Origin of the sequence: Antrihabitans spumae (assembly GCF_043944905.1) — a bacterium.
Taxonomy (GTDB): Bacteria; Actinomycetota; Actinomycetes; order Mycobacteriales; family Mycobacteriaceae; genus Antrihabitans; species Antrihabitans spumae.
Map to the genome: position 1 here is coordinate 61,866 of NZ_JBIMSN010000042.1, position 21,055 is coordinate 82,920.

Sequence of the window (21,055 nt, forward strand, 5' to 3'; positions counted from 1 at the left end):
GCACGAGGCCCGTAGCGCCCTATGTTTTCCGGTTCGTCTCCAGCACCGCGAACGAATGCCCCGGAATTGTCGTTGCCGCGCCGGTTTCTGCGGTGGTCGGCTCGTCCCACCACAGGATCGGGTTTCCTCCGACGGGGACCGCGATCGGGTCGGGACCGAGATTGGCGACGATACGTAACGTGCCGCGCCGCAGGACAATCCAGCGTTCGTCTTCGTCGTAGTCGGCGGTGAGCTCGGTGAGCCACGGATCGGTGATCTCAGGTCTCGTGCGACGTAGTGTCAGCAGGCTTCGGTAGCACTCGAGCAGGCGCAGGTGCGGCTCAGTGTCCAACTCCGACCAATCGAGCTTGGAACGCGAAAACGTCTCAGGATCTTGGGGATCCGGAACGTCGTCGGTGTTCCAGCCGTGCGCGCCGAACTCCGCCTTGCGGCCCTGTGCGGTTGCCTCGGCGAGTTCGGGTTCGGGGTGGGAGGTGAAGAACTGGAACGGGGTACTTGCACCCCATTCCTCGCCCATGAACAGCATCGGTGTGTACGGCGAGAGCAGCACCAGCGCGGCTCTGATCGCCAATTGTCCTGCATTCAAATAGAACCCAGGTCGATCGCCGATCGCACGGTTGCCGATCTGGTCGTGCGTGCAGGTGTAGGCCAGCAAGGAGCTGGCGGGGGTGCGTCGGATATCGATCGGCCTGCCGTGGTGACGTCCGCGGAAGCTGGAATAGGTTCCCGCGTGGAAGAACCCATGTTCGAGAGTGTGGACCAGACCGGACAGAGATCCGAAATCGCCGTAGTAGCCTTGCTTTTCGCCGGAGACGGCGCTGTGGATCGCGTGATGGATGTCGTCGTCCCACTGTGCGGTGAGACCGTAGCCGCCAGCAGAGCGCGGTGAAATCAAGCGAGGATCGTTGAGGTCGCTTTCGGCGATCAACGCCAGCGGCCTGCGCAGATGTGCCGAAAGTCTGTTGGTCTCGACTGCCAACTCTTCGAGCAGATGGATCGCGGTGTGGTCTACCAGCGCGTGGACGGCATCCAAACGTAGTGCGTCGATGTGGAATTCGCGGAACCAGCGCAGTGCGTTCTCGATGATGTAGCGGCGCACATCGTGTGACTGGGCACCCGAGATATTGATGGTCCTACCCCAGGTATTGGCACCCTCGGCCAGGTACGGACCGTAGCGGTCGAGGTAGTTACCGGACGGTCCGAGGTGGTTGTAGACGACGTCGAGCACGACGGCCAGCCCACGCGCATGGCAGGCGTCGACGAGTCGCTGGAACCCCGCTGGACCTCCGTAAGGCTCGTGCACCGCATACCAGAGCACGCCGTCGTAGCCCCAGTTGTGCACACCGTTGAACGCGTTGACGGGCATGATCTCGACGTGTGTCACCCCGAGTTCGACGAGGTAGTCCAGGCGTTCTATCGCGGCGTCGAAAGTCCCTGCCTCGGTGAAGGTTCCGATGTGCAGCTCGTAGATGACCGAACCTGGCAGCTGGCGACCCGTCCACGAGGCGTCGGTCCACACGGACTCGTCGAGGACAGCCAATTGTGAAGGTTCGTGCACACCTTCGGGCTGCCTGGGTGAGCGGGGGTCGGGGAGGACAGTCGAATCGTCGTCGAGAACGAATCCGTAGCGCGAATCCGGTTGAGCTGCAACGTCAGCGTGCCACCAGCCGGAGTCGTCCCGCTGCATCGGATGAATGTTTCCATCGACGTATACGCCGACCGACCCGGGGATCGGTGCCCAAACTTCGAAGCGATGTAGGGAGCTCACCTCGCCAAGCATGCCTTACCCGCCGCCGGCTATCACGGAAGCGGCCAAGCCGAGGTAGATCGCCAGCACGACGAACAGCACCCACCCTGCGCCGTGCCAGATCCGCCACTCGTCGTTGCGACGCCAGACCTGATAGGTGCGGTAGAAGGCACCCAGGGCGCCTATCAGCAACAACGTGGACGGGACGTAGGCGATGATCGTGCGCACTGTCGCATGACACGTCAAGAAGTCGTCGACAGCGCACGTGTTGTCTCCGATAGCGACCCAGCCGATCGGGAGCAGCAGGGCGAGCAGCGCTAGCGAGATAAACGCAAGTGCGTACAGCTGAGCATCGCGAGCTGTCTTCCGGCGTCCATCCACCGCAACCTCCATGATCGACACGATCTCGATTACCCGTGCGGAGGTGCGATGAAACCGTGCGGTCCTCAGGACGCTTCGACGGCCGCCTTGATCCGTTCGGCGAACGCGGGTGCGTCCTTGGCGGCGGCTTTGCGGGCGAATCCGACGATCAGCTTGCCGATGCCGTGTCCAGCAAACGAATTGAATACGGTCACGCGGGTCTGCGAGTCGCCGATCGCCTCCAGGTCGTAGCCACCTTCGGTGACCGTGACGCTGTTCTTGGACCGCTCGCTCCAGCGGATTCTTGTCGGTGCCGCGAAGTCGACCAGTTCGAATTCGCGATGGGTGGTCATGCCTGCATCCTTGACGGTGCTGACGAAGATCGTGCCGAGCGCGGGAGGTCCCTCGGTCTTCTTGGCCATCTCGACGACGCGCGGACTGAACTTCGGGTCGTTCGTTCCCGCTGCGAGGAATTCGAAAACTTCGGCGATAGGTCGGTCGATCACGGCGGTTCCGCTGAACTGTCCGGGCATCGGAGCTCCTAGGTTGTCGATTGGGAATCAGCGTACGAGCAGCGCGACCGGCAGGCGGGAAAACAGCGAGGCCGCATCGGTCCTGCCGGAATGGGTCGAGCCGGACAGTTGGTCACTCCACTCACCGTCGGGCAGGGTCAGCGCAGTATCGTCCCAACCGGTCTCGCTCAACCGAACCGAGTGCCGAGTTGCCAGAGCGATGACATCCGGCGCCTGATCGGGTCGACCCCGACCGAAACCGACCAGGTGTCCCGCGCGCTCGCCATCGGCGAACACGGGGGTGTAACTGCCGCCGACGAAGGACTCGGCGCGTTGTCTGCGCAACCAGAGCGCGTGTGCGACCACCCACAACTTGGCTGCGCCGCTGCCATCGACAGGCGGCGGCTCCTTCGCTGCCGCAAGCAAACCCCGTCGAGAATCGAAGTCGACAAGGCGTCGGTTGTCGGGATCGACGAGTGAGTCCTCCCACACCTCGGTGCCCTGATAGATATCGGGTATCCCAGGTCCGCACAGATGTAAGAGCTTCTGTCCCAACGAATCCGACCAGCCGTGCTGAGCGAGTCGCGCTACGAGGGCAGTCATCGAAACCCCCACAGGCCCATCGATGATGGTGTCCAACCAATTGTGCAGTGCAGCTTCGAACTCGGTGTCGACCTCGTTCCACGTCGTTTGCGCACCGGCTTCGCGAATGGCCTTCTCAGCATAGGCATGGATGCGCTCGCGCAGTTGCGGCACGGTGTCCACGCCGGCGCCACCTGCGGGCCAGACCCCGAACATGTTCTGCAACAGGAACATTCCGGTGGCGGGATCGGGGCTAGGTGCCGCCTTCTCGGACTCGGCAACGAAGTCGGACCACTCCTGCGCAGCCTGCGAGAGAACGCCGATACGAGCGCGTACGTCCTCGCCACGTTTTGTGTCGTGCGTCGACAACGTCGTCATCGCCATCGGCCAGCGGTTGGCGCGCTCGGCGTTGGCCAGATGGAACTCGTTGGGGGAGTGTCCGAACCGAGCGGGATCTCCGCCGACTTCCTGCAGGGAGACCAGGCGGTTCGCTCGATAGAACAGGCAGTCTTCGACAGCCTTCGCTGTGACAGCTCCGCACACCTGGCTGAACCGCGTCGCGGCCTCTCCATCGGCTATCAATGCCCGGGTCAGGACCGAAAGAGGCTCCGCCAGTTCCGGTTTGCGCCTCTCGACAGCGCCGACCACACGGGTGAGTGTTCCTGCCAGTGGCTCGTAGTCTGCACGGTAGACGCGCATGGAGGCGAGCACTTCGACTGTCGCGACAGCCAGTGCAACAGCGCCGCCCGAATTCGGCACATCGAGCGCAATGGCGGCGACGAGACGACGAACCTCAGGGGCGAGGTCCGTTTGCGCGACAGTCCGTTTGAGCACGGACTCGGTGTCGTCGAGCCATTCCGCATCGGCCGCGACGCCCGTACGGTCGTGCACCAATCGAGTCAACGTCGTCTCGCCGGACGGATCGACGAAGACGCCGCCGAGTTCGGCCAAGGCGTCGTAACCGGTAGTGCCGTCGATCGGAAGTGTGGCGTCGAGAGGTTCCTCGGCGCCGAGGATCTTCTCGATCACCAACCATCGGTTCGGACCCAGTAGCGCGCGCAACCGCGCCAGATACGCTGCGGGGTCGGATAATCCATCGGGATGATCGACACGAATACCGTCGACGATGTCGTCCGCGACCCATTCGGCGACCTGGGAGTGAGTCGCGTCGAAAACGCGCGGATCCTCTTGGCGCACAGCCGCGAGCGTGCTGACGGCGAAGAAGCGCCGGTAGGTGGCCAGACCTGCCCGCCAATTGACGAGTCGGTAGGCCTGTCGGTCGTGGACGGCGAGGGGATTGCCGTCTGCGGTGCCCGGCGCGAGCGGAAACCGCATGTCATGGAACGCCAGCATCGGCTCGGCGCCGGAGCGGTCGATCGCCAAAGCGGCCGCATCGTTTTCGCCGTCGAGGACGCCGATCGCGATCCGGCCACCCGCGCCGTTCTCCGCGCTCCAGTCGATATCGAAGAAGTCGGCGTACACCGAATCCTTGCCATTCTTCAACACGTCCCACCACCAGGCGTTCTGTGCAGCATCAGCGACACCGACGTGGTTAGGCACGATGTCGACGATCAAACCCATATCACGGGTGTGCAATTCGGCTCGAAGAGCGCGCAGCGCAGCCGAACCACCGAGTGCAGCCGAGACGCTGGTCGGATCGGTGACGTCGTAGCCGTGCTGAGAACCCTCCGCTGCGGTGAGGATCGGCGATAGGTACAGATGCGATACACCGAGACGCTGCAGGTAGTCGGCGATTGCGCGCGCGTCGTCGAGCGTGAACGCGTCTCCGCGCAGTTGCAGTCGGTACGTCGCGCTGATCGGGACCGACGTCATGCTGTGCGGCGAAGGACGAGTAGGGACCGGGCTGCGACTGTGATGGCTTCTCCTGCAGTAAGTGTGACGTCCGCCAGACCTGTCGGTTCCGATGTGTCGATGGCGACCGACCATTCGGAGGCATAAAGACTGCCGGGTGTGGAGAACTCGAGTTCGGCATCATGGGCGTTGAAGCACAGGAGAAACGAGTCGTCGAAGACACGTTCGCCGCGTTGATTCGGCTCCGGAATCCCGTCGCCATTGAGGAACACGGAAAGCGATTTACCGAAGCCGCTGTCCCAGTCCTCGGGTGTCATCTCGTCGCCGGACGGTGTGAGCCACGCGATGTCGCGGTTTTGATCGCCCGACCTGATCGGTTGACCTTCGAAGAACCTGCGGCGCCGGAAGACTGGATGCTTGCGTCGCAGGGTGATGACGTTGCGGGTGAACTCGAGCAGATCCGCGTTCTTGTCGAGGAGTGACCAATCCACCCACGACAACTCGGAGTCCTGACAGTAGACATTGTTGTTGCCCTGCTGTGTGCGGCCGATCTCGTCACCGTGCGCGAGCATCGGCGTGCCCTGACTCAGCAGCAACGTGGCGAGGATGTTGCGGCTCTGCCGCGCGCGTAGTTCGAGTACGTCGGGGTCGTCCGTCGGACCTTCCACGCCGCAGTTCCACGAACGGTTGTGGCTCTCTCCGTCGTTGTTGTCCTCACCGTTGGCCTCGTTGTGCTTCTCGTTGTAGGAGACGAGATCTCGCAGCGTGAAGCCGTCGTGCGCGATGACGAAGTTGATGCTTGCGCTTGGTCGTCGACCGGTTGCCTCGTACAGGTCCGACGAGCCGGTGAGCCGAGATGCGAACTCTCCCAACGTCGCAGGCTCGCCGCGCCAGTAGTCGCGCACGGTATCGCGGTACTTGCCGTTCCATTCGGTCCACAGTCCGGGGAAGTTGCCGACCTGATAGCCGCCCTCGCCGACGTCCCACGGTTCGGCGATCAACTTGACCTGGCTGACGACCGGATCCTGTTGTACGAGATCGAAGAACGCGGACAGCCGGTCCACATCGTGCAGTTCGCGCGCGAGGGTCGACGCGAGGTCGAAGCGGAAGCCGTCGACATGCATCTCCAGCACCCAGTACCGCAGCGAATCCATGATGAGCTGCAGCGTGTGCGGATGGCGGGCGTTGAGGCTGTTGCCCGTTCCGGTGTAGTCCATGTACATCGCGAGATCGTCGTCGACGAGTCGGTAGTACGCGGCGTTGTCGATGCCGCGGAAATTGATGGTCGGACCTTTGTGGTTGCCTTCGGCAGTGTGGTTGTAGACGACGTCGAGGATCACTTCGATACCTTCGGCATGGAAGGCTCGCACCATCGCCTTGAACTCCGACACCGTCACGCCGGGCTTGTCGGCCGATGCGTACTCGTTGTGGGGTGCAAGGAACCCGAAGGTGTTGTATCCCCAGTAGTTTCGCAGACCCTGGTCGAGCAGGGTCTGGTCCTGCATGAACTGGTGCACCGGCATGAGCTCGATTGCGGTGACGCCCAAGGTCTTCAGATAGTCGATGACCACCGGATGCGCGAGCCCGGCATACGTTCCGCGCAATTCCTCGGGAATGCCGGGATGTGTTGCAGTCAAGCCTTTTACGTGTGCTTCGTAGATCACGGTGTCGTGGTACGCCCGCTTCGGAGCGCGGTCGTTGGCCCAGTCGAAGAACGGGTTGATCACCACGGTGCTCATGGTGTGCCCGAGGGTGTCTTCGCCGTAGGTGATCAGCGACGAGTCGCCGTCGAATTTGCCGTCGAACGCCTTGCCGTACGGATCGAGCAGCAATTTGCTCGGGTCGCACCGGTGGCCGTTTTCGGGCTCGTACGGGCCGTGCACCCGCCACCCGTAGCGCTGACCAGGGGCAACCGAAGGTAAGTAGGCGTGCCAGACGAACCCGTCGACCTCTTCGACCGGGATACGCGTCTCGGTGCCGTCCTTGGCGATCAGGCACAACTCCACCGCATCGGCGACTTCGGAGAAGATCGAGAAGTTCGTGCCCGCCCCGTCGTAGGTGGCGCCCAGTGGGTAAGCGGTACCCGGCCAGACCGCCAGCGGGTGCGGTTCGGCGTGCTCGCTATCGGGCTTGACCATGTCCAAACCCTACTGGGCGTCGTCGTTACTCGCGGGTCAGGCAGCCCACGGTTACTGTCGGTGCCCGTGAAGGCTGTGAAAATGACCGCTGACGAGATCTCGAACATCGATGCGGCTCACGTGTGGCATCCGTACGGCGGATTTCCGGCGTCGACGCGTCCCCTCGTCGTGGCGAGCGCGCAGGGAACGCGGCTCACGCTTGCGGACGGTCGGGAGCTGATCGACGGCATGAGTTCCTGGTGGGCGGCGATTCACGGCTACCGCCACCCAGTGCTCGACGCGGCCCTGACCGAGCAGGCGCAGCTGATGAGCCACGTCATGTTCGGTGGGTTGACGCACGAACCCGCAGTGCGGTTGACCAAGCTTCTCGTCGACCTGACGCCACCCGGATTGGATCGGGTATTCCTCGCCGATTCCGGCTCGATCTCGGTCGAGGTCGCCGTCAAGATGTGTCTGCAGTATTGGCGCAGCGTCGGCCGCGACCGCAAAACCCGGTTGCTGACGTGGCGCGGCGGGTACCACGGCGACACCTTCACGCCGATGAGCGTCTGCGATCCCGAGGGCGGCATGCACTCGTTGTGGACCGACATTCTGGCGAACCAGATCTTCGCGCCGAAGCCGCCGCGAGAATTCGACCCGGAGTACGTCGAGGAGTTCGGCAACCTCCTCGGCGAACACGCCGACGAGGTGGCCGCGGTGATAGTCGAGCCGGTTGTCCAAGGTGCGGGCGGCATGCGGTTCCACGATCCGCGCTACCTCACCGAGTTGCGCCGGCTGTGCGACGAGCACGACGTACTGCTGGTGTTCGACGAGATCGCAACCGGATTCGGGCGCACAGGGGAGTTGTTCGCTGCGGATCACGCTCGCGTCAGTCCGGACGTCATGTGCGTCGGCAAGTCGTTGACCGGTGGTTATCTCACCCTCGCCGCGACCGTTTGCACGTCGCGTATTGCCGATTCGATCTCCGCGGCACACGGCGGACTGATGCACGGTCCGACGTTTATGGGTAATCCGCTTGCCTGCGCCGTGGCGGTCGCATCGGTGGAATTGCTGCTCTCGCGGGATTGGCGTGACGAGGTCGCCGCACTCGCAGCCGGGCTCGAGCGGGGCCTTGCGCCTGCCCGAGAGCTGCCCGGCGTCGTCGAGGTTCGGGTGCTCGGCGGCATAGGCGTCATCGAGTTGGACCGTCCGGTCGACATGCAGGCCGCCACCGATGCCGCGGTGGACGCAGGGGTCTGGCTGCGGCCGTTCCGCAATCTGATTTACGCGATGCCGCCCTACATCTGTACCCCCGACGAGGTCGAGCGCATCGCAGCCGCGATGGTCGCGGCGTCGCAGGCGGTGTGAGGGGCTTACTTGAACCGCTTGCTTGAACCTCTTGCTTGAACACCGTTCAAGTCGCGTATGCTGCTGAACCGTGGGATCCGATAAAGACGCGCTGAGCTGGCTCGACGATCGCGAAAGCGAACGTCGCGCCGCCGGGTTGCGTCGTGAACTTCGACCGCGCACACCGGCGACTGGACTCATCGACCTCGCGTCCAACGACTACCTGGGCTTGGTTCGGCACCCCGATGTGATCGACGGTGCCATTGCCTCGCTCAGGCGGTGGGGGACGGGCTCGACCGGATCGCGGTTGGTGACCGGATCGACAACCGAGCACGCGTTGCTCGAATCGGAGCTGGCCGAATTCGTCGGAGCCGAAGCGGGACTCGTCTTCGCGAGCGGTTATGCGGCCAATCTCGGTACTGTCACTGCGCTGGCGGGCAAGGGTTCGCTCGTCGTGTCCGATGCGGGCAGCCATGCCTCGCTCGTCGACGCTTGTCGGCTGTCACGAGCGCGTGTGGAGGTCACTCCGCATGGAAACCTCGGCGCGATCGAAGCCGCGCTACGCGATCGGACCGAAGAACGTGCGCTCGTGCTGACCGATTCGGTGTTCAGTGCCGACGGCGACCTCGCACCGCTGCGCGAGATGCACAAGCTGGTCCGTCGATACGGTGCGGTGCTCGTCGTCGACGAAGCGCACGGGATCGGCGTCAGGGGGTCCGGCGGGCGGGGACTCGTGCACGAATTGGGTCTCGAAGGCCAAGAAGATGTCGTCGTCACCGCGACGCTGTCGAAGTCGTTGGCAAGTCAGGGCGGCGTCGTGCTCGCAAGCGGACGCGTGTGTGCGCACCTGGTCGACACCGCACGGACCTTCATCTTCGACACCGGGCTGGCTCCCGCTGCGGTCGGTGCTGCGCGCGCCGCGCTGGGTGTGCTGCGCCGCGAACCGTATCGGGCGCAGGCGGTGCTGGATCGTGCCGCCGACATCGCGCGCATCGCGGGCGTCGAGGTGCCACCTTCGGCGGTAGTGTCGGTGATCCTGGGTGACCCGCAGCGCGCCTTCGACGCTGCGGCGGCTTGCCGCGAAAACGGGCTCAGCGTCGGATGTTTCAGACCACCGTCGGTACCGGAGGGCACGTCGCGCTTGCGTCTGACGGCACGTGCAAACCTGACCGCTACCGAGCTGACTACCATCGAGCACGTTCTCGACGACGTCCTCGCCGCGTCGGCGACGTGACGATTCTCCTGGTCACCGGCACCTCGACCGGCGTCGGAAAGACAGTTGTCACAGCAGCGTTGGCGGCGGCTGTCGCAGCGTCCGGCCGCTCTGTCGCCGTGTGCAAGCCGGCGCAGACCGGTATCGGGGTCGATGAGCCCGGCGATCTTGCTGACATCCAACGGCTTTCGGGGACTGAAACGCTGGTCGAGTTGGCTCGCTACCCGGATCCGCTTGCGCCTGATACCGCCGCACGCCGGAGTAGGCTACCCGCGTTGCTGCTCGCTGACGTGGTGTCGACGGTCCGCAAGCTCGACTCGGAGCACGACGTCACCCTCGTCGAGGGTGCCGGCGGGTTGTTGGTCGGGCTCGGGGACCGGGGGTTCACCGTGGTCGATCTCGCCGTGGAGTTGGACGCTGCCGTTGTGGTCGTCGCTGCGGCCGGTCTCGGGACCTTGAATCACAGCGCACTGACGGTGAGTGCCCTTGCTGCAGCAGGTGTTTCGTGTTCGGGTCTGGTCGTCGGGTCCTGGCCGGCGGTGCCGGATCTTGCCGCGGAGTGCAACCTCGAAGATCTGCCGCGGGTGACGGGAATCGGCATCGTCGGGTCGGTACCGGAAGGTGCCGGGGCCTTCGAACGCGAAACTTTCGTCACCGCAGCGACCGGTTGGTTCGACGCGGAGTGGTTGGCTCGGTGGGACACACGCTCATGACCCATTCGTGAGGTTTTGGGACGGGATTCCGTCCCAAAACGCCGATAGTGGGCGCTGAGCGTCACCGTATCCCGCGAGGACGTGGATATGGTGGCGCATGCGCTATCTCAGAAACCTCTGTCTACCCGCGGTCGCCGCTGTGATCGCCATGCCCACCGGTGTCGCAGCCGCTGCGCCCGTCCCCGATGACAGTCCGCGCGAACAGCAAGCGCGCGCCTACGTCGAGGCGCTGGTCACGCACAATCCCGACGATGTGAAATTCGCGCCGGATGCCAAGCGGTACGAGGTCGGCATCCAGACCGGATACTCCGGCGCGCAGTTGTCGAACGACCTGCGGAACGGTCTGCAGTACAAGGTCATTCAGCGGATTCGGGACTACTCGACGACCGAGAACGGAAACGCCGTCGTCGCAAAGTACCTGCTCGATGCAGGAGTAGGGACCACGACTCTGGCGACCGCTCAGATCACCGAGTCGTTCGAGGTCATCGATGGCAGCATCCATCTGATAATTGCCGACATCAAAATTCCGGGATTGGGTATGTGACTGTCATGGCATTGGAATTCGAACAGGTCATAGTGAACGCGCTCGATCCGACAACCCTCGCGAACTGGTGCGATGCGCTCGGGTGGGCCGTATTCGACGCCGAAGACGACTGCATCGAGATCAGGCGCACCCCGACGACCCTTCCTGGTCTGCTGTTCCTGCCGGTACCCGACCACAAAGTCGGTTTCAATCGGCTGCACCTCGACTTTCGACCGGACGATCAGAACGTGGAGGTCGAGCGATTGCTCGCTCTCGGCGCGACCCGCGCTGACGTCGGTCAAGGCGACGACGTGTCGCGGGTGGTGCTGGCAGATCCGGAAGGCAACGAGTTTTGTGTACTCGGCAGCCGAACGGCGTAACTCCACCGGCCGAGCCGCGACCCGAGCTGTTTACGGTCCGTTGCATCCAAGGTCGCTGCGGTGTGACCCTGTCCTTGCGACAATGCTCCGATGAGTGACTTCGACGTATTGGTCATGGGCTCCGGGCCCGGCGGACAACGAGCAGCTATCGCGGCGGCGAAACTGGACAAGAAGGTTGCCATCGTCGAATTGCGAAACATGATCGGCGGCGTCTGCATCAACACCGGCACAATTCCGTCGAAAACGTTGCGCGAAGCGGTTGTCTACCTCACCGGTATGAGTCAGCGCGAAATGTACGGCACGGCTTACAAAGTCAAGGAAGACATCACCAAAGAAGACCTGATGGCACGCACGAATCATGTGATGGGTCGACAGATCGATGTGATCCGCAGCCAGCTTTCCCGCAACCACGTGACGCTGCTGACCGGTCAGGGGCATTTCACCGATCCCAACACCATAGAAATCCAGGACGGAACCGGCCAGAACCGCGTCGCGTCGGCGGACAAGATCATCATCGCGACCGGCACCAAGCCGGCGCGGCCCTCGACGGTCGAGTTCGACAACAAAACGATCATCGATTCCGACGGCATCCTCGACCTGGCGCAGATCCCGCAGACGATGGTCGTGGTCGGCGCTGGTGTCATCGGTATCGAGTACGCGTCGATGTTCGCCGCGCTCGGCACGAAGGTCACCGTCATCGAACGGCGCGGCAACATTCTCGAATTCTGCGACCGTGAGGTCGTCGAAGCGCTCAAGTATCAGTTGCGCGACTTGGCTGTCACGTTCCGCTTCGGCGAGACCGTCTCGGCGGTCGAGAAGTACGCGAAGGGTGCGGTCACGCATCTCGAGTCCGGCAAGAAGATCCCGGCCGAATGCGTCATGTATTCGGCAGGGCGACAGGGTGTTACAGAGCAATTGCAGCTGGAGAACGCCGGTCTCGCAGCCGACGATCGCGGACGCATCAAGGTCGACGAGCATTTCCGTACCTCGGTCGACCACATCTACGCGGTCGGCGATGTGATCGGATTCCCTGCTCTCGCAGCAACATCCATGGAACAGGGGCGGCTTGCGGCACACCATGCGTGTGGCGAACCGGTGCACGAGATGAACGAGTTGCAGCCGATCGGCATCTACACGATTCCGGAGATCAGTTTCGTCGGAAAGACCGAACACGAACTCACCGAGGAGAAGGTTCCGTTCGAGGTCGGGATATCCCGCTATCGCGAACTTGCGCGCGGACAGATCGTGGGCGACTCGTACGGTGTGCTCAAGATCGTCGTCTCGCCGAGTGATCGAAAAGTGCTTGGCGTGCACATCTTCGGCACTCAGGCGACCGAATTGATCCACATCGGCCAAGCCGTCATGGGCTGCGGCGGAACCGTCGACTACCTGGTGGATGCTGTGTTCAATTACCCGACGCTGGCCGAGTCGTACAAGGTTGCAGCGCTCGATGCGATGAACAAGATCAGGCAACTCGCGGTGCTCAGCGACTGACCCGTCAGGACGGCTCTCGCCGGGAATGGTCGCCCGGCTCCGGGGTGCGGCGTGCGTATCATGAATTCAAATGTCCGAGCAGGTTTTTCGACATCCGTCGACGGTCTCCGATTGGGACGATGCCAACCGGATAGCCCGGTTGCGGGAAACCCGGTTTGGCAGACGGTGGCGGACACTAGGCCGCTCGCGTCGCGTCCTGATTCGAGTACTACTTGTCGTGCTCGGGTTCGCTGCGGCATTCGCTCAGTACTGGAACGTCGACGTGCTACCCGAGCGTGATCGTCTGGCCTTGACCCGGCCCGAGGTTTACGAGGTATTCGATTCGGCAGATCCGGACAAGCGGTACACCGCTGTTGTCGACCTCGTCGGACTCGGAAGTTTGGATGCGGGTCCAACGGCCGCGGCGTTGCCGTCGCTGGCGGCGATCGGGCGTGTGTGGGTCGTCAAATACGACAACGGGGGTATCGACACCCAGGTGATCAGCAGGATCATTGCCGAGCGGGCCGATCAGGAGGGTATCGACAATCTGTTCGTCGCGGGTCACAGCATGGGTGGAGTCGTTGCCCTCGAAGTGGCCGAGCATATCCATCAGGAGACCGACATAAATTTGATCGGCGTATTGCTGGATTGCACGCCGGTGAGCTTGCACGCCGTTCGGTCGGACAAGCGGGACACGGGCGAGAACATGCTCCGATGGATGGGTTGGGTCCCCGGTGCGAGAGAAAGTCGGTCGTTGCGCTTTCTGGTCGAAATGGGTGCGCGGCGTGATCGGTTCTGGGATCTGTACTCGCCCGGTTGGAAGGTGGATCCGGTCGAGTTCGTCGACGCGGTCGCCGAGGTGCTGCACGACAAGTTGCTGTCCCGCAATGCTGCGAGCAACGGGCTGATCGAGGCGCAGTTCAAAGTAATCGTGGCGTCCGGCGCCGTCGACAATCTCGAGGCTCTGGCAGAGCCGCATGATGACAAACGTCGGCCCATGATCGTCTATCTGCGACCTCGCCGTGCGCTCGACGACGACGTCGTCGATGTCGAGTACACCGAGCAGGTCCTGACCGAGGAGACAGCGGGACCGCAGGGCCTGCTGCTCGTGGTGCGGATGCGCAACACCGGACATGCGAACCCCATTCAGAGATCTCTCGACTACAACGCCGCGATCGCGGACAATGTTGCGCCATTTCTGCTGCGAATCGACGACACAGGGAGCCAGCAGGATTCGGAGCAAAGCGGTCCCTGACCGCAGGAAATCAGGTGGGCCTACTGTGGGTTGCGCAGGGTCCCCCGTTGCCGCGGTCGCGCAGCTAGGCCCTGACCCGGTCTCCGAGGCGATTGCGAACGCCACCGACGAACAGTTGCAGACCGAAGTCGAATCGTGCTGTCGCATCCGGAGTTTCGAACAGGGGAGAGGCGTCTTCGGTGAGCGCGCCGTAGGAGTCCATCTGCATACGTGACTGTTCGTCGACGGTGTGGCCGAGTACGTAGTAAAGCAGTGTGTATGCGGCAAGCTCGGCTTCGGACCGCGGCATCCCCGCTCGCAGTGCGGCTTTGACGAACTTCTCGCGCGCCTGCGTTGTCGTGAGCCGCGACGCGTAGGTGGCGGAGACCAATTCCGCTCCGTCGCGAATGGAGAGCAGAGCGTCTCTCAGTCGATGAGCGAGCTCGAGAAGTTGACCGTCCCAACTGACGGCCGTCACCGGAGCGTCGATCGGTTCGAGGATGCGGTCGGCAACCGCGCCGAGCAGCGTCTGCTTGTTCGGGAAATGCCAGTACAGAGCGCCGGGCTGAACGTGCAGCGAACTTGCCAGCCGCCGCATCGTGAGGTCGGCGAGTCCGTACTCGTCGAGGATCGCGATCGCACCATCGAGCACGTCGTGTCGACGCAGCTGCACGAATACCTCCTGGTTGAACACACCCTGTCGACTGCAGCCCTGTTTTGACTACGGGTTGTCGCTACCCTAGCCTGAACACCGTTCAAGTTGCACCCGAAGGGAAAACCGCATGACGCAGGCACCTGCCCGGCTCGACATCCTCGCCACTGCACGCGAGCAGGTGCTCGAACGTGGTGTGGGACTTACCGAAGAGCAGGTTCTCGAGGTGTTGCGTCTCGACGACGACCGACTCGAAGATCTGCTCGGTCTCGCCCACGACGTTCGGATGAAGTGGTGCGGCCCTGAGGTCGAGGTCGAGGGCATCATCAGCCTCAAGACCGGCGGTTGCCCCGAGGACTGCCACTTCTGCTCGCAGTCCGGTCTGTTCCAGTCGCCTGTGCGCGCGGCGTGGCTCGACATCCCCAGCCTTGTCGAAGCAGCGAAGCAGACAGCCAAGAGCGGTGCGAGCGAGTTCTGCATCGTCGCCGCCGTCCGTGGTCCGGATGCGCGACTGCTCGCGCAGGTCGCTGCCGGTATCGAGGCGATCCGCAACGAGGTCGACATTCAGATCGCGTGCTCGCTCGGCATGCTCACCCAGGAGCAGGTCGACCAGCTCGCCGCGATGGGCGTGCATCGCTACAACCACAACCTCGAAACGTCCCGTTCGCATTTCCCGAACGTCGTCACGACGCACACGTGGGAAGAGCGCTGGGAGACGCTGCGTATGGTCCGCGCCGCTGGCATGGAGGTCTGCTGCGGCGGCATCCTCGGCATGGGCGAAAGCCTGGAACAGCGCGCCGAGTTCGCGGCGAACCTTGCCGAGCTCGAGCCCGACGAGGTTCCACTGAACTTCCTCAACCCGCGCCCGGGTACGCCGTTCGGCGACCTCGAGGTGCTGCCCGCGAGCGAGGCGCTCAAGTCCGTCGCCGCGTTCCGGCTTGCCCTTCCGCGAACCATCCTGCGCTTTGCAGGCGGCCGCGAAATCACACTCGGCGACCTCGGTGCCAAGCAGGGCATCCTCGGCGGCATCAATGCCGTCATCGTCGGCAACTACCTGACCACGCTCGGCCGGCCCGCGGAGCAGGATCTGAATCTGCTCGTCGAGCTGCAGATGCCGATCAAGGCTCTCAACGACACGCTGTAGAGACGTGACATCATCTGTCGGTATGGATGAGCGCTACAACCCGTTCACGGGTCTGCGGATCGTTCCCGGTCACGAGGACACAGTTCCGGCCGCCGCAGCGCTGGGTTTGGAACCGCCGCGCTTCTGTGAGGAGTGCGGTCGGCGCATGGTCGTTCAGGTCAGTCCGGACGGCTGGTGGGCCAAATGTTCCCGGCACGGCGTGATCGACTCTGCAGATCTGCACCAGCGGTGACGGCTGCGAGGGGTCCGAGTACGGACCGCCGCAGCGACCCGACTGCCGCTGCGTTGGTTGCCATCGGCACCGTCGTCGTCAGTTTGCTCGGAGCCGTGATCTGGGCTTTCATCGCGCCCGCTGAACATTTCGTCGTCGTCGGGCCCGACAGTGGCGCCGCACTGACCGGGGAGAGCGCGCACCAATTCGACAGTCTGGCGATGTTCGGGTGTATCGGCGCGGTCGTCGGAATACTGACCGCGGTCGCAGGCTGGCAGCTGCGGGCGAATCGCGGGCCGGTGCTGTATCTCGGCTTGCTGCTCGGTTCGGCGGTCGGCGTCGTCGCGATGAAGTATTTCGCGGAATTTGTTGCGACGCTTCGGTTTCCGCACGTCGATTCACCCGCGCTCGATCAAATAGTTGCCATTGCGCCGAGCGTCGGGACACCGGTCGTTCTGCTGGTCCAGCCGCTGTTCGCCAGCCTGGCAGTCCTCGTCCTTGCGGCGATGAGTCCTCGCGACGATCTGGGGGTCGCGCGGCCGAACACGGACCCATCGCACAACGTCGACGTTGACCCGAACGAATGGTCGAGTAGCCGGAATCTCTCGACTGGTTGGTGACGGACGAACTGCGTTTGCGGATCTTGCTCATACCCGCGGCCGCAGGGCAGCGAACTCGTCGGTGACGCGGATCTGTGAATCGGTGAACCGGTACATCGCGGCCGGTCGACCACCTGCCGGTCCGGGGGAGGACGTCGTCCCTGTCGGTGTGATCACCTTGCGGCGGCTGAGGACGCGCTGCAGGTTGGTGGTGTCCACGTCGTATCCAAGTGCAGCGCAATAGATTTCGCGCAGTGTGGACATGGTGAACGTCGGCGGTGCGAGGGCGAATGCGATGTTCGTATAGGACAGCTTGGCGGCCAGCCGTGTCCGTGCGTGTTCGACGACGATGCTGTGGTCGAACGACATCTCCGGCAGCGACCACACAGAGTGCCAGCGGGTGTCGGGCGGTAGTTGCGGATCGGTGGTCAACGGCACCAACCCGAGGAACGTCGACGCGATCCTTCGTGGGCCAGGCACGCGGCAGGGATCGCTGAAAACCGACAGCTGCTCGAGATGGGCAAGGTTGCGGACGTCGACCTTTTCGGCGAGTTGCCGTCGCGCCGATGTGGTGAGGTCTTCGTCGTCGCGAAGCTTTCCGCCGGGCAGCGACCAGGTCCCGGCTTGCGGGTCCAGCGCGCGTTGCCAGAGTAGGACCGCGAGCTCGGCTCGCTCGTCGACTCCAGGACGCTCGTCGAAGTGTCTAACTTGGAACACCGCGGTGAGCGATTCGTGGATGGTGCTACTATGAAGCATGTTTTCGATCCTAAGTCGAAAACCTCGAGAACGCGAACTCGGCACAGCCACCGGGGACGTGGAAGGAGTCGACATGGCGACGACACTGCTGGAATCTCAGATCGTGGACGGCCCGGGTGGGTTCACCGGCCTGACCGGGACGCCGGAGTGGGCGAACGAGGTCAAGCGACTCGCACGTGAAGCCGATGCGACGATCCTCGCGCACAATTACCAACTGCCGGAGATCCAGGATGTTGCCGATCACGTCGGCGACTCGCTCGCTCTGTCGCGGATCGCTGCCGAGGCGACCGAGGGCACGATCATCTTCTGCGGTGTCCACTTCATGGCAGAGACCGCGAAGATCCTCAGCCCGACCAAGACGGTGCTGATTCCCGATGCGCGCGCAGGGTGCTCGCTGGCCGACTCCATCAACGCCGACGATCTCCGCGCCTGGAAGGCGGAGTTCCCTGACGCAGTCGTCGTCTCCTACGTGAACACCACTGCCGAGGTCAAAGCGTTGACCGACATCTGCTGCACGTCGTCCAACGCCGTCGACGTCGTCGCGTCCGTCGATCCGGATCGTGACGTGCTCTTCCTTCCCGACCAGTTCCTCGGCGCGCACGTCAAGCGCATCACCGGCCGCAAGAACCTGCACATCTGGGCAGGGGAGTGCCACGTACACGCCGGCATCAACGGCGACGAACTGACGGCACAGGCAAAGGCGCACCCCAACGCGGAACTGTTCGTGCACCCCGAATGCGGTTGCGCCACATCGGCTCTCTATCTCGCGGGCGAAGGGGCCTTCCCAGCCGATCGTGTGCACATCCTGTCCACCGGCGGCATGATCGACGCCGCCAAGGTCGCGAAGTCGAAGGAAGTGCTTGTCGCGACCGAGATCGGGATGTTGCACCAACTCCGAAAAGCCGCACCCGGCATCGACTTCCAGGCGGTCAACGACCGTGCGTCCTGCAAGTACATGAAGATGATCACTCCAGCGGCGCTGTTGCGTTGCTTGATCGAAGGCAAGGACGAGGTGCACGTCGACCCCGAAACTGCCGAGTTGGCGCGGGGTTCCGTGCAGCGAATGATCGAGATCGGCACTCCTGGCGGGGGCGAGTGACAACGGGATCGGGGGGGACCGGGGGAGCTCTGACACCCGACCAGATCACTGCGGGCGCATGGTTCGCGGACCGCAGGCTGCCGATCTCGTGGGAAGCCGAAGCCGATCTCATCGTCGTCGGCGGTGGCGTCGCAGGGCTGACGGCTGCCCGCGCGGCATCGCTGCGCGGGTTGCGCGTCCTGACCCTGAGCAAAGGCGGACCGACCGACACGTCGACGCAATACGCGCAGGGCGGCATCGCCGTCGTCGCGCCGAAGCGCGATTCGGTTGCGTCCCACGTGAAGGACACGATGGAAGCCGGTGCGGGTCTCTGCGACCTTGCTGCGGTCGAATCCATCGTGTCCGGTGGTCAGGACGCCATCGCATCGTTGACCGACCTCGGAGCCGTGTTCGATCTCGGTCGAGACGGCAAGGTCTCGCGGACCCGAGAAGGCGGCCACAGCACGCGCCGCATCATTCACGCGGGCGGCGACGCGACCGGTGCCGAAGTGCAGCGCGCTCTCAACGCGGCAGGCCTGCCGGTCTTGTTCGGCGCTGCTGCGGCACGGATCGTCACCGACCCGATGTCGGGAGTGCAAGGTGTAATCGTGCTGTCCGACAAGGGTTACGGCGTCGTACATGCGCCCTCGGTACTGCTCGCTACGGGTGGGCTCGGTCAGCTGTACGCGTGCAGCACCAACCCACCCGGTGCGACGGCAGACGGAGTGGCGCTCGCACTCGACGCCGGCGCGACTGTCGCCGACATCGAGTTCGTTCAGTTCCACCCGACTGTGTTGTTCGCATCCGGTGGGGTCGGTCGACGCCCGTTGATCAGCGAAGCGGTCCGTGGTGAAGGCGCGAAGCTGGTTGATACCGAGGGTAATTCGGTGACGGCCGGTGTACATCCGCGCGGAGATCTCGCCCCGCGCGACGTGGTGTCGAAGGCTATCGCAGCTCGCCTTCGACAGCTCGACACTGATCACGTCTTCCTGGATGCACGCAGCATCGACGGCTTCGCGCAACGCTTTCCGACGATCACCGCATCCTGTCTCGCTGCCGGTATCGACCCGACCACGCAGCTGATCCCGGTCGCCCCCGCGGCGCACTATCAGTGCGGCGGCGTCGTGACCGACGTGAACGGTCACACCGGTGTGCCCGGGCTGTATGCCGCGGGTGAGGTCGCACGCACAGGCCTGCACGGCGCAAATCGATTGGCGTCCAACAGTCTTCTCGAAGGGCTTGTCGTCGGCGAGCGTGCTGGCATCGCGGCAGCGGAACGCAAGGGCATCACCGCCCAGGTACGTGACTCGGTGTTGTGGGCGACCGCGCGACTGCCTCGCGCGCACGTCCAGCAGTTGATGACGGACAACGCAGGGGTCGTTCGCGACAATGCCGGTCTGACGAATGCCTATACCCAACTGGTCGCGGCTCCGAAATGGGGATCGGGAGACGTTACGGCGCTCGAAGATTCGGCACTCACCGTCACAGCGAACGCGTTGGTCCTCGCTGCCTCGGCTCGGCTGGAAAGCCGCGGCTGCCATACCCGGTCGGACTATACGGAAACCAGTGACGTACAGCGGCACAGCATTCCGATCCGGATGGACGAGGGCGGCGAACTTCGGATTTCCCAACAGACTCTTGAAAAGGTGCGCTGAGATGGTCGAAGACTCTCTATCACTCGACTCGGATTTGCTCGAAGACGTGATGCGGGTGATCCGGACCGCTTTGGAAGAAGACCTCCGCTACGGACCCGACGTGACCAGTGCCGCAACCGTTCCCGAGGATGCGGTTGCAAAGGCGTCCGTCGTGTCGCGTTCGCCGGGAACCGTCGCCGGGATCGACGTCGGGCTGCTCGTACTCGACGAGGTGATCGGCGCAGGCAAGTACGAGGTCACCGAACGACTGCTCGACGGCGCCCGAGTCGACAAGGGCACCACGGTGCTGAGCGTGCTGGCGCCGACTCGGCAACTGCTCACCGCCGAGCGCACGATGCTGAACTTGTTGTGCCACATGTCCGGTATCGCAACCGCGACCGCAGAGTGGGTCGATGCCGTCGAAGGAACCCACTGCAAGATTCGCGACACCCGCAAGACACTCCCCGGACTCCGTGCCGTCGAGAAGTACGCCGTCCGGATGGGTGGCGGCGTCAATCACCGCATGGGCCTGGGCGATGCCGCTTTGATCAAGGACAACCACGTTGTCGCGGCGGGGTCGGTCGTCGCGGCCCTGCGTGCTGTGCGTGAGCTTCGCCCCGACATCGCGTGCGAGGTGGAGGTCGACAGCCTCGAACAACTCGATGCCGTCCTCGCCGAGAACGTCGAACTGGTCTTGCTCGACAACTTTCCGCTCTGGCAGACCCAGATGGCCGTGCAGCGCCGCAACACCAACGCGCCGCAGACCAAGCTCGAATCGTCGGGCGGTCTGACACTCGACGTCGCAGCCGAATACGCAAGCACCGGCGTCGACTACCTGGCAATCGGTGCGTTGACGCACTCGGTCTCGGTCCTCGACCTCGGTCTGGACATGTGAGTCGGCCCGGACGGCCGATCAGTCGGCTCGGTCGGGCCGCGAATGCGCTGGAAGTATCCTTGTAGTGCGCCAA

Annotated in this window: 20 protein-coding genes; 13 read left to right on the forward strand and 7 right to left on the reverse strand. The window is 63.7% G+C overall.

Annotated features, from left to right (window positions below; all coding sequences use genetic code 11):
* Positions 1 to 19: 19 nt before the first annotated feature.
* Genes treZ through glgX form a run of 5 tightly spaced genes read right to left on the reverse strand, consistent with a single transcriptional unit; the run spans position 20 to position 7,151 of the window.
* Entirely contained in the window at positions 20 to 1,768 is a 1,749-nt protein-coding gene (treZ, locus tag ACHIRB_RS10230) for a malto-oligosyltrehalose trehalohydrolase (RefSeq protein ID WP_395123549.1), read from the reverse strand.
* A 15-nt stretch (positions 1,769 to 1,783) separates the two neighbouring features.
* Positions 1,784 to 2,140, reverse strand: a complete 357-nt coding sequence (locus ACHIRB_RS10235) for a hypothetical protein (protein ID WP_395127685.1) — start codon at positions 2,138 to 2,140, stop codon at positions 1,784 to 1,786.
* A 53-nt stretch (positions 2,141 to 2,193) separates the two neighbouring features.
* The gene (locus ACHIRB_RS10240; protein ID WP_395123551.1) at positions 2,194 to 2,640 is read right to left on the reverse strand and encodes an SRPBCC family protein; all 447 of its coding nucleotides are present in this window, start codon (positions 2,638 to 2,640) and stop codon (positions 2,194 to 2,196) included.
* A 27-nt stretch (positions 2,641 to 2,667) separates the two neighbouring features.
* Positions 2,668 to 5,034, reverse strand: a complete 2,367-nt coding sequence (gene treY, locus ACHIRB_RS10245) for a malto-oligosyltrehalose synthase (RefSeq protein ID WP_395123552.1) — start codon at positions 5,032 to 5,034, stop codon at positions 2,668 to 2,670.
* Complete coding sequence (gene glgX, locus ACHIRB_RS10250; protein ID WP_395116787.1) at positions 5,031 to 7,151, reverse strand: glycogen debranching protein GlgX; 2,121 nt, start codon at positions 7,149 to 7,151, stop codon at positions 5,031 to 5,033. The genes treY and glgX overlap by 4 nt, the downstream gene beginning before the upstream one ends.
* An 81-nt stretch (positions 7,152 to 7,232) precedes the next feature.
* Here glgX and ACHIRB_RS10255 point away from each other — a divergent pair, with 81 nt between their 5' ends.
* The 7 genes from ACHIRB_RS10255 to ACHIRB_RS10285 all read left to right on the forward strand — a co-directional run bounded on the left by ACHIRB_RS10255 (position 7,233) and on the right by ACHIRB_RS10285 (position 14,034).
* Positions 7,233 to 8,498, forward strand: coding sequence for an adenosylmethionine--8-amino-7-oxononanoate transaminase (locus ACHIRB_RS10255; protein WP_395116785.1), 1,266 nt, complete (start codon positions 7,233 to 7,235; stop codon positions 8,496 to 8,498).
* Between the two features lie 70 nt (positions 8,499 to 8,568).
* Positions 8,569 to 9,711 carry an 8-amino-7-oxononanoate synthase gene (locus ACHIRB_RS10260; protein ID WP_395116783.1) on the forward strand — a complete coding sequence of 381 codons (1,143 nt, stop codon included), beginning with the start codon at positions 8,569 to 8,571 and terminating at the stop codon, positions 9,709 to 9,711.
* A complete protein-coding gene (gene bioD / locus ACHIRB_RS10265; protein ID WP_395116781.1) occupies positions 9,708 to 10,403 on the forward strand; it encodes a dethiobiotin synthase in 696 nt (231 codons plus the stop codon). Before ACHIRB_RS10260 ends, bioD begins: the two co-directional genes overlap by 4 nt.
* 97 nt (positions 10,404 to 10,500) lie before the next feature.
* Complete coding sequence (locus tag ACHIRB_RS10270; protein WP_395116779.1) at positions 10,501 to 10,947, forward strand: DUF8021 domain-containing protein; 447 nt, start codon at positions 10,501 to 10,503, stop codon at positions 10,945 to 10,947.
* A gap of 5 nt (positions 10,948 to 10,952) precedes the next feature.
* Positions 10,953 to 11,306 (forward strand): VOC family protein, encoded by a 354-nt coding sequence (locus ACHIRB_RS10275; RefSeq protein ID WP_395123553.1) that lies wholly within the window; start codon positions 10,953 to 10,955, stop codon positions 11,304 to 11,306.
* Positions 11,307 to 11,396: 90 nt separating this feature from the next.
* A complete protein-coding gene (gene sthA, locus ACHIRB_RS10280) occupies positions 11,397 to 12,800 on the forward strand; it encodes a Si-specific NAD(P)(+) transhydrogenase (RefSeq protein WP_395116775.1) in 1,404 nt (467 codons plus the stop codon).
* Between the two features lie 70 nt (positions 12,801 to 12,870).
* Positions 12,871 to 14,034, forward strand: a complete 1,164-nt coding sequence (locus tag ACHIRB_RS10285; protein ID WP_395116773.1) for an alpha/beta fold hydrolase — start codon at positions 12,871 to 12,873, stop codon at positions 14,032 to 14,034.
* 64 nt (positions 14,035 to 14,098) lie between these two features.
* Here ACHIRB_RS10285 and ACHIRB_RS10290 read toward each other — a convergent pair whose 3' ends face one another.
* Positions 14,099 to 14,686, reverse strand: coding sequence for a TetR family transcriptional regulator (locus ACHIRB_RS10290; RefSeq protein WP_395116771.1), 588 nt, complete (start codon positions 14,684 to 14,686; stop codon positions 14,099 to 14,101).
* 109 nt (positions 14,687 to 14,795) lie between these two features.
* On the opposite strand from ACHIRB_RS10290, the gene bioB reads away from it, so the two are divergent.
* From bioB to ACHIRB_RS10305, 3 genes are read left to right on the forward strand one after another with little or no spacing between them, the layout of a single operon-like run.
* A complete protein-coding gene (bioB, locus tag ACHIRB_RS10295) occupies positions 14,796 to 15,809 on the forward strand; it encodes a biotin synthase BioB (RefSeq protein WP_199706774.1) in 1,014 nt (337 codons plus the stop codon).
* A 22-nt stretch (positions 15,810 to 15,831) separates the two neighbouring features.
* Entirely contained in the window at positions 15,832 to 16,041 is a 210-nt protein-coding gene (gene bsaP, locus ACHIRB_RS10300; RefSeq protein WP_199706933.1) for a biotin synthase auxiliary protein BsaP, read from the forward strand.
* Positions 16,038 to 16,640 carry a DUF2567 domain-containing protein gene (locus tag ACHIRB_RS10305; RefSeq protein WP_395116769.1) on the forward strand — a complete coding sequence of 201 codons (603 nt, stop codon included), beginning with the start codon at positions 16,038 to 16,040 and terminating at the stop codon, positions 16,638 to 16,640. Before bsaP ends, ACHIRB_RS10305 begins: the two co-directional genes overlap by 4 nt.
* 27 nt (positions 16,641 to 16,667) lie before the next feature.
* Here ACHIRB_RS10305 and ACHIRB_RS10310 read toward each other — a convergent pair whose 3' ends face one another.
* Complete coding sequence (locus ACHIRB_RS10310; RefSeq protein WP_395123554.1) at positions 16,668 to 17,375, reverse strand: NUDIX hydrolase; 708 nt, start codon at positions 17,373 to 17,375, stop codon at positions 16,668 to 16,670.
* A gap of 73 nt (positions 17,376 to 17,448) precedes the next feature.
* On the opposite strand from ACHIRB_RS10310, the gene nadA reads away from it, so the two are divergent.
* Genes nadA through nadC form a run of 3 tightly spaced genes read left to right on the forward strand, consistent with a single transcriptional unit; the run spans position 17,449 to position 20,982 of the window.
* Positions 17,449 to 18,474, forward strand: coding sequence for a quinolinate synthase NadA (gene nadA / locus ACHIRB_RS10315; RefSeq protein ID WP_395123555.1), 1,026 nt, complete (start codon positions 17,449 to 17,451; stop codon positions 18,472 to 18,474).
* A gap of 44 nt (positions 18,475 to 18,518) precedes the next feature.
* Positions 18,519 to 20,108 (forward strand): L-aspartate oxidase, encoded by a 1,590-nt coding sequence (locus tag ACHIRB_RS10320; RefSeq protein WP_395123648.1) that lies wholly within the window; start codon positions 18,519 to 18,521, stop codon positions 20,106 to 20,108.
* Position 20,109: 1 nt separating this feature from the next.
* Entirely contained in the window at positions 20,110 to 20,982 is an 873-nt protein-coding gene (gene nadC / locus ACHIRB_RS10325) for a carboxylating nicotinate-nucleotide diphosphorylase (protein WP_395123556.1), read from the forward strand.
* Positions 20,983 to 21,055: the final 73 nt, after the last annotated feature.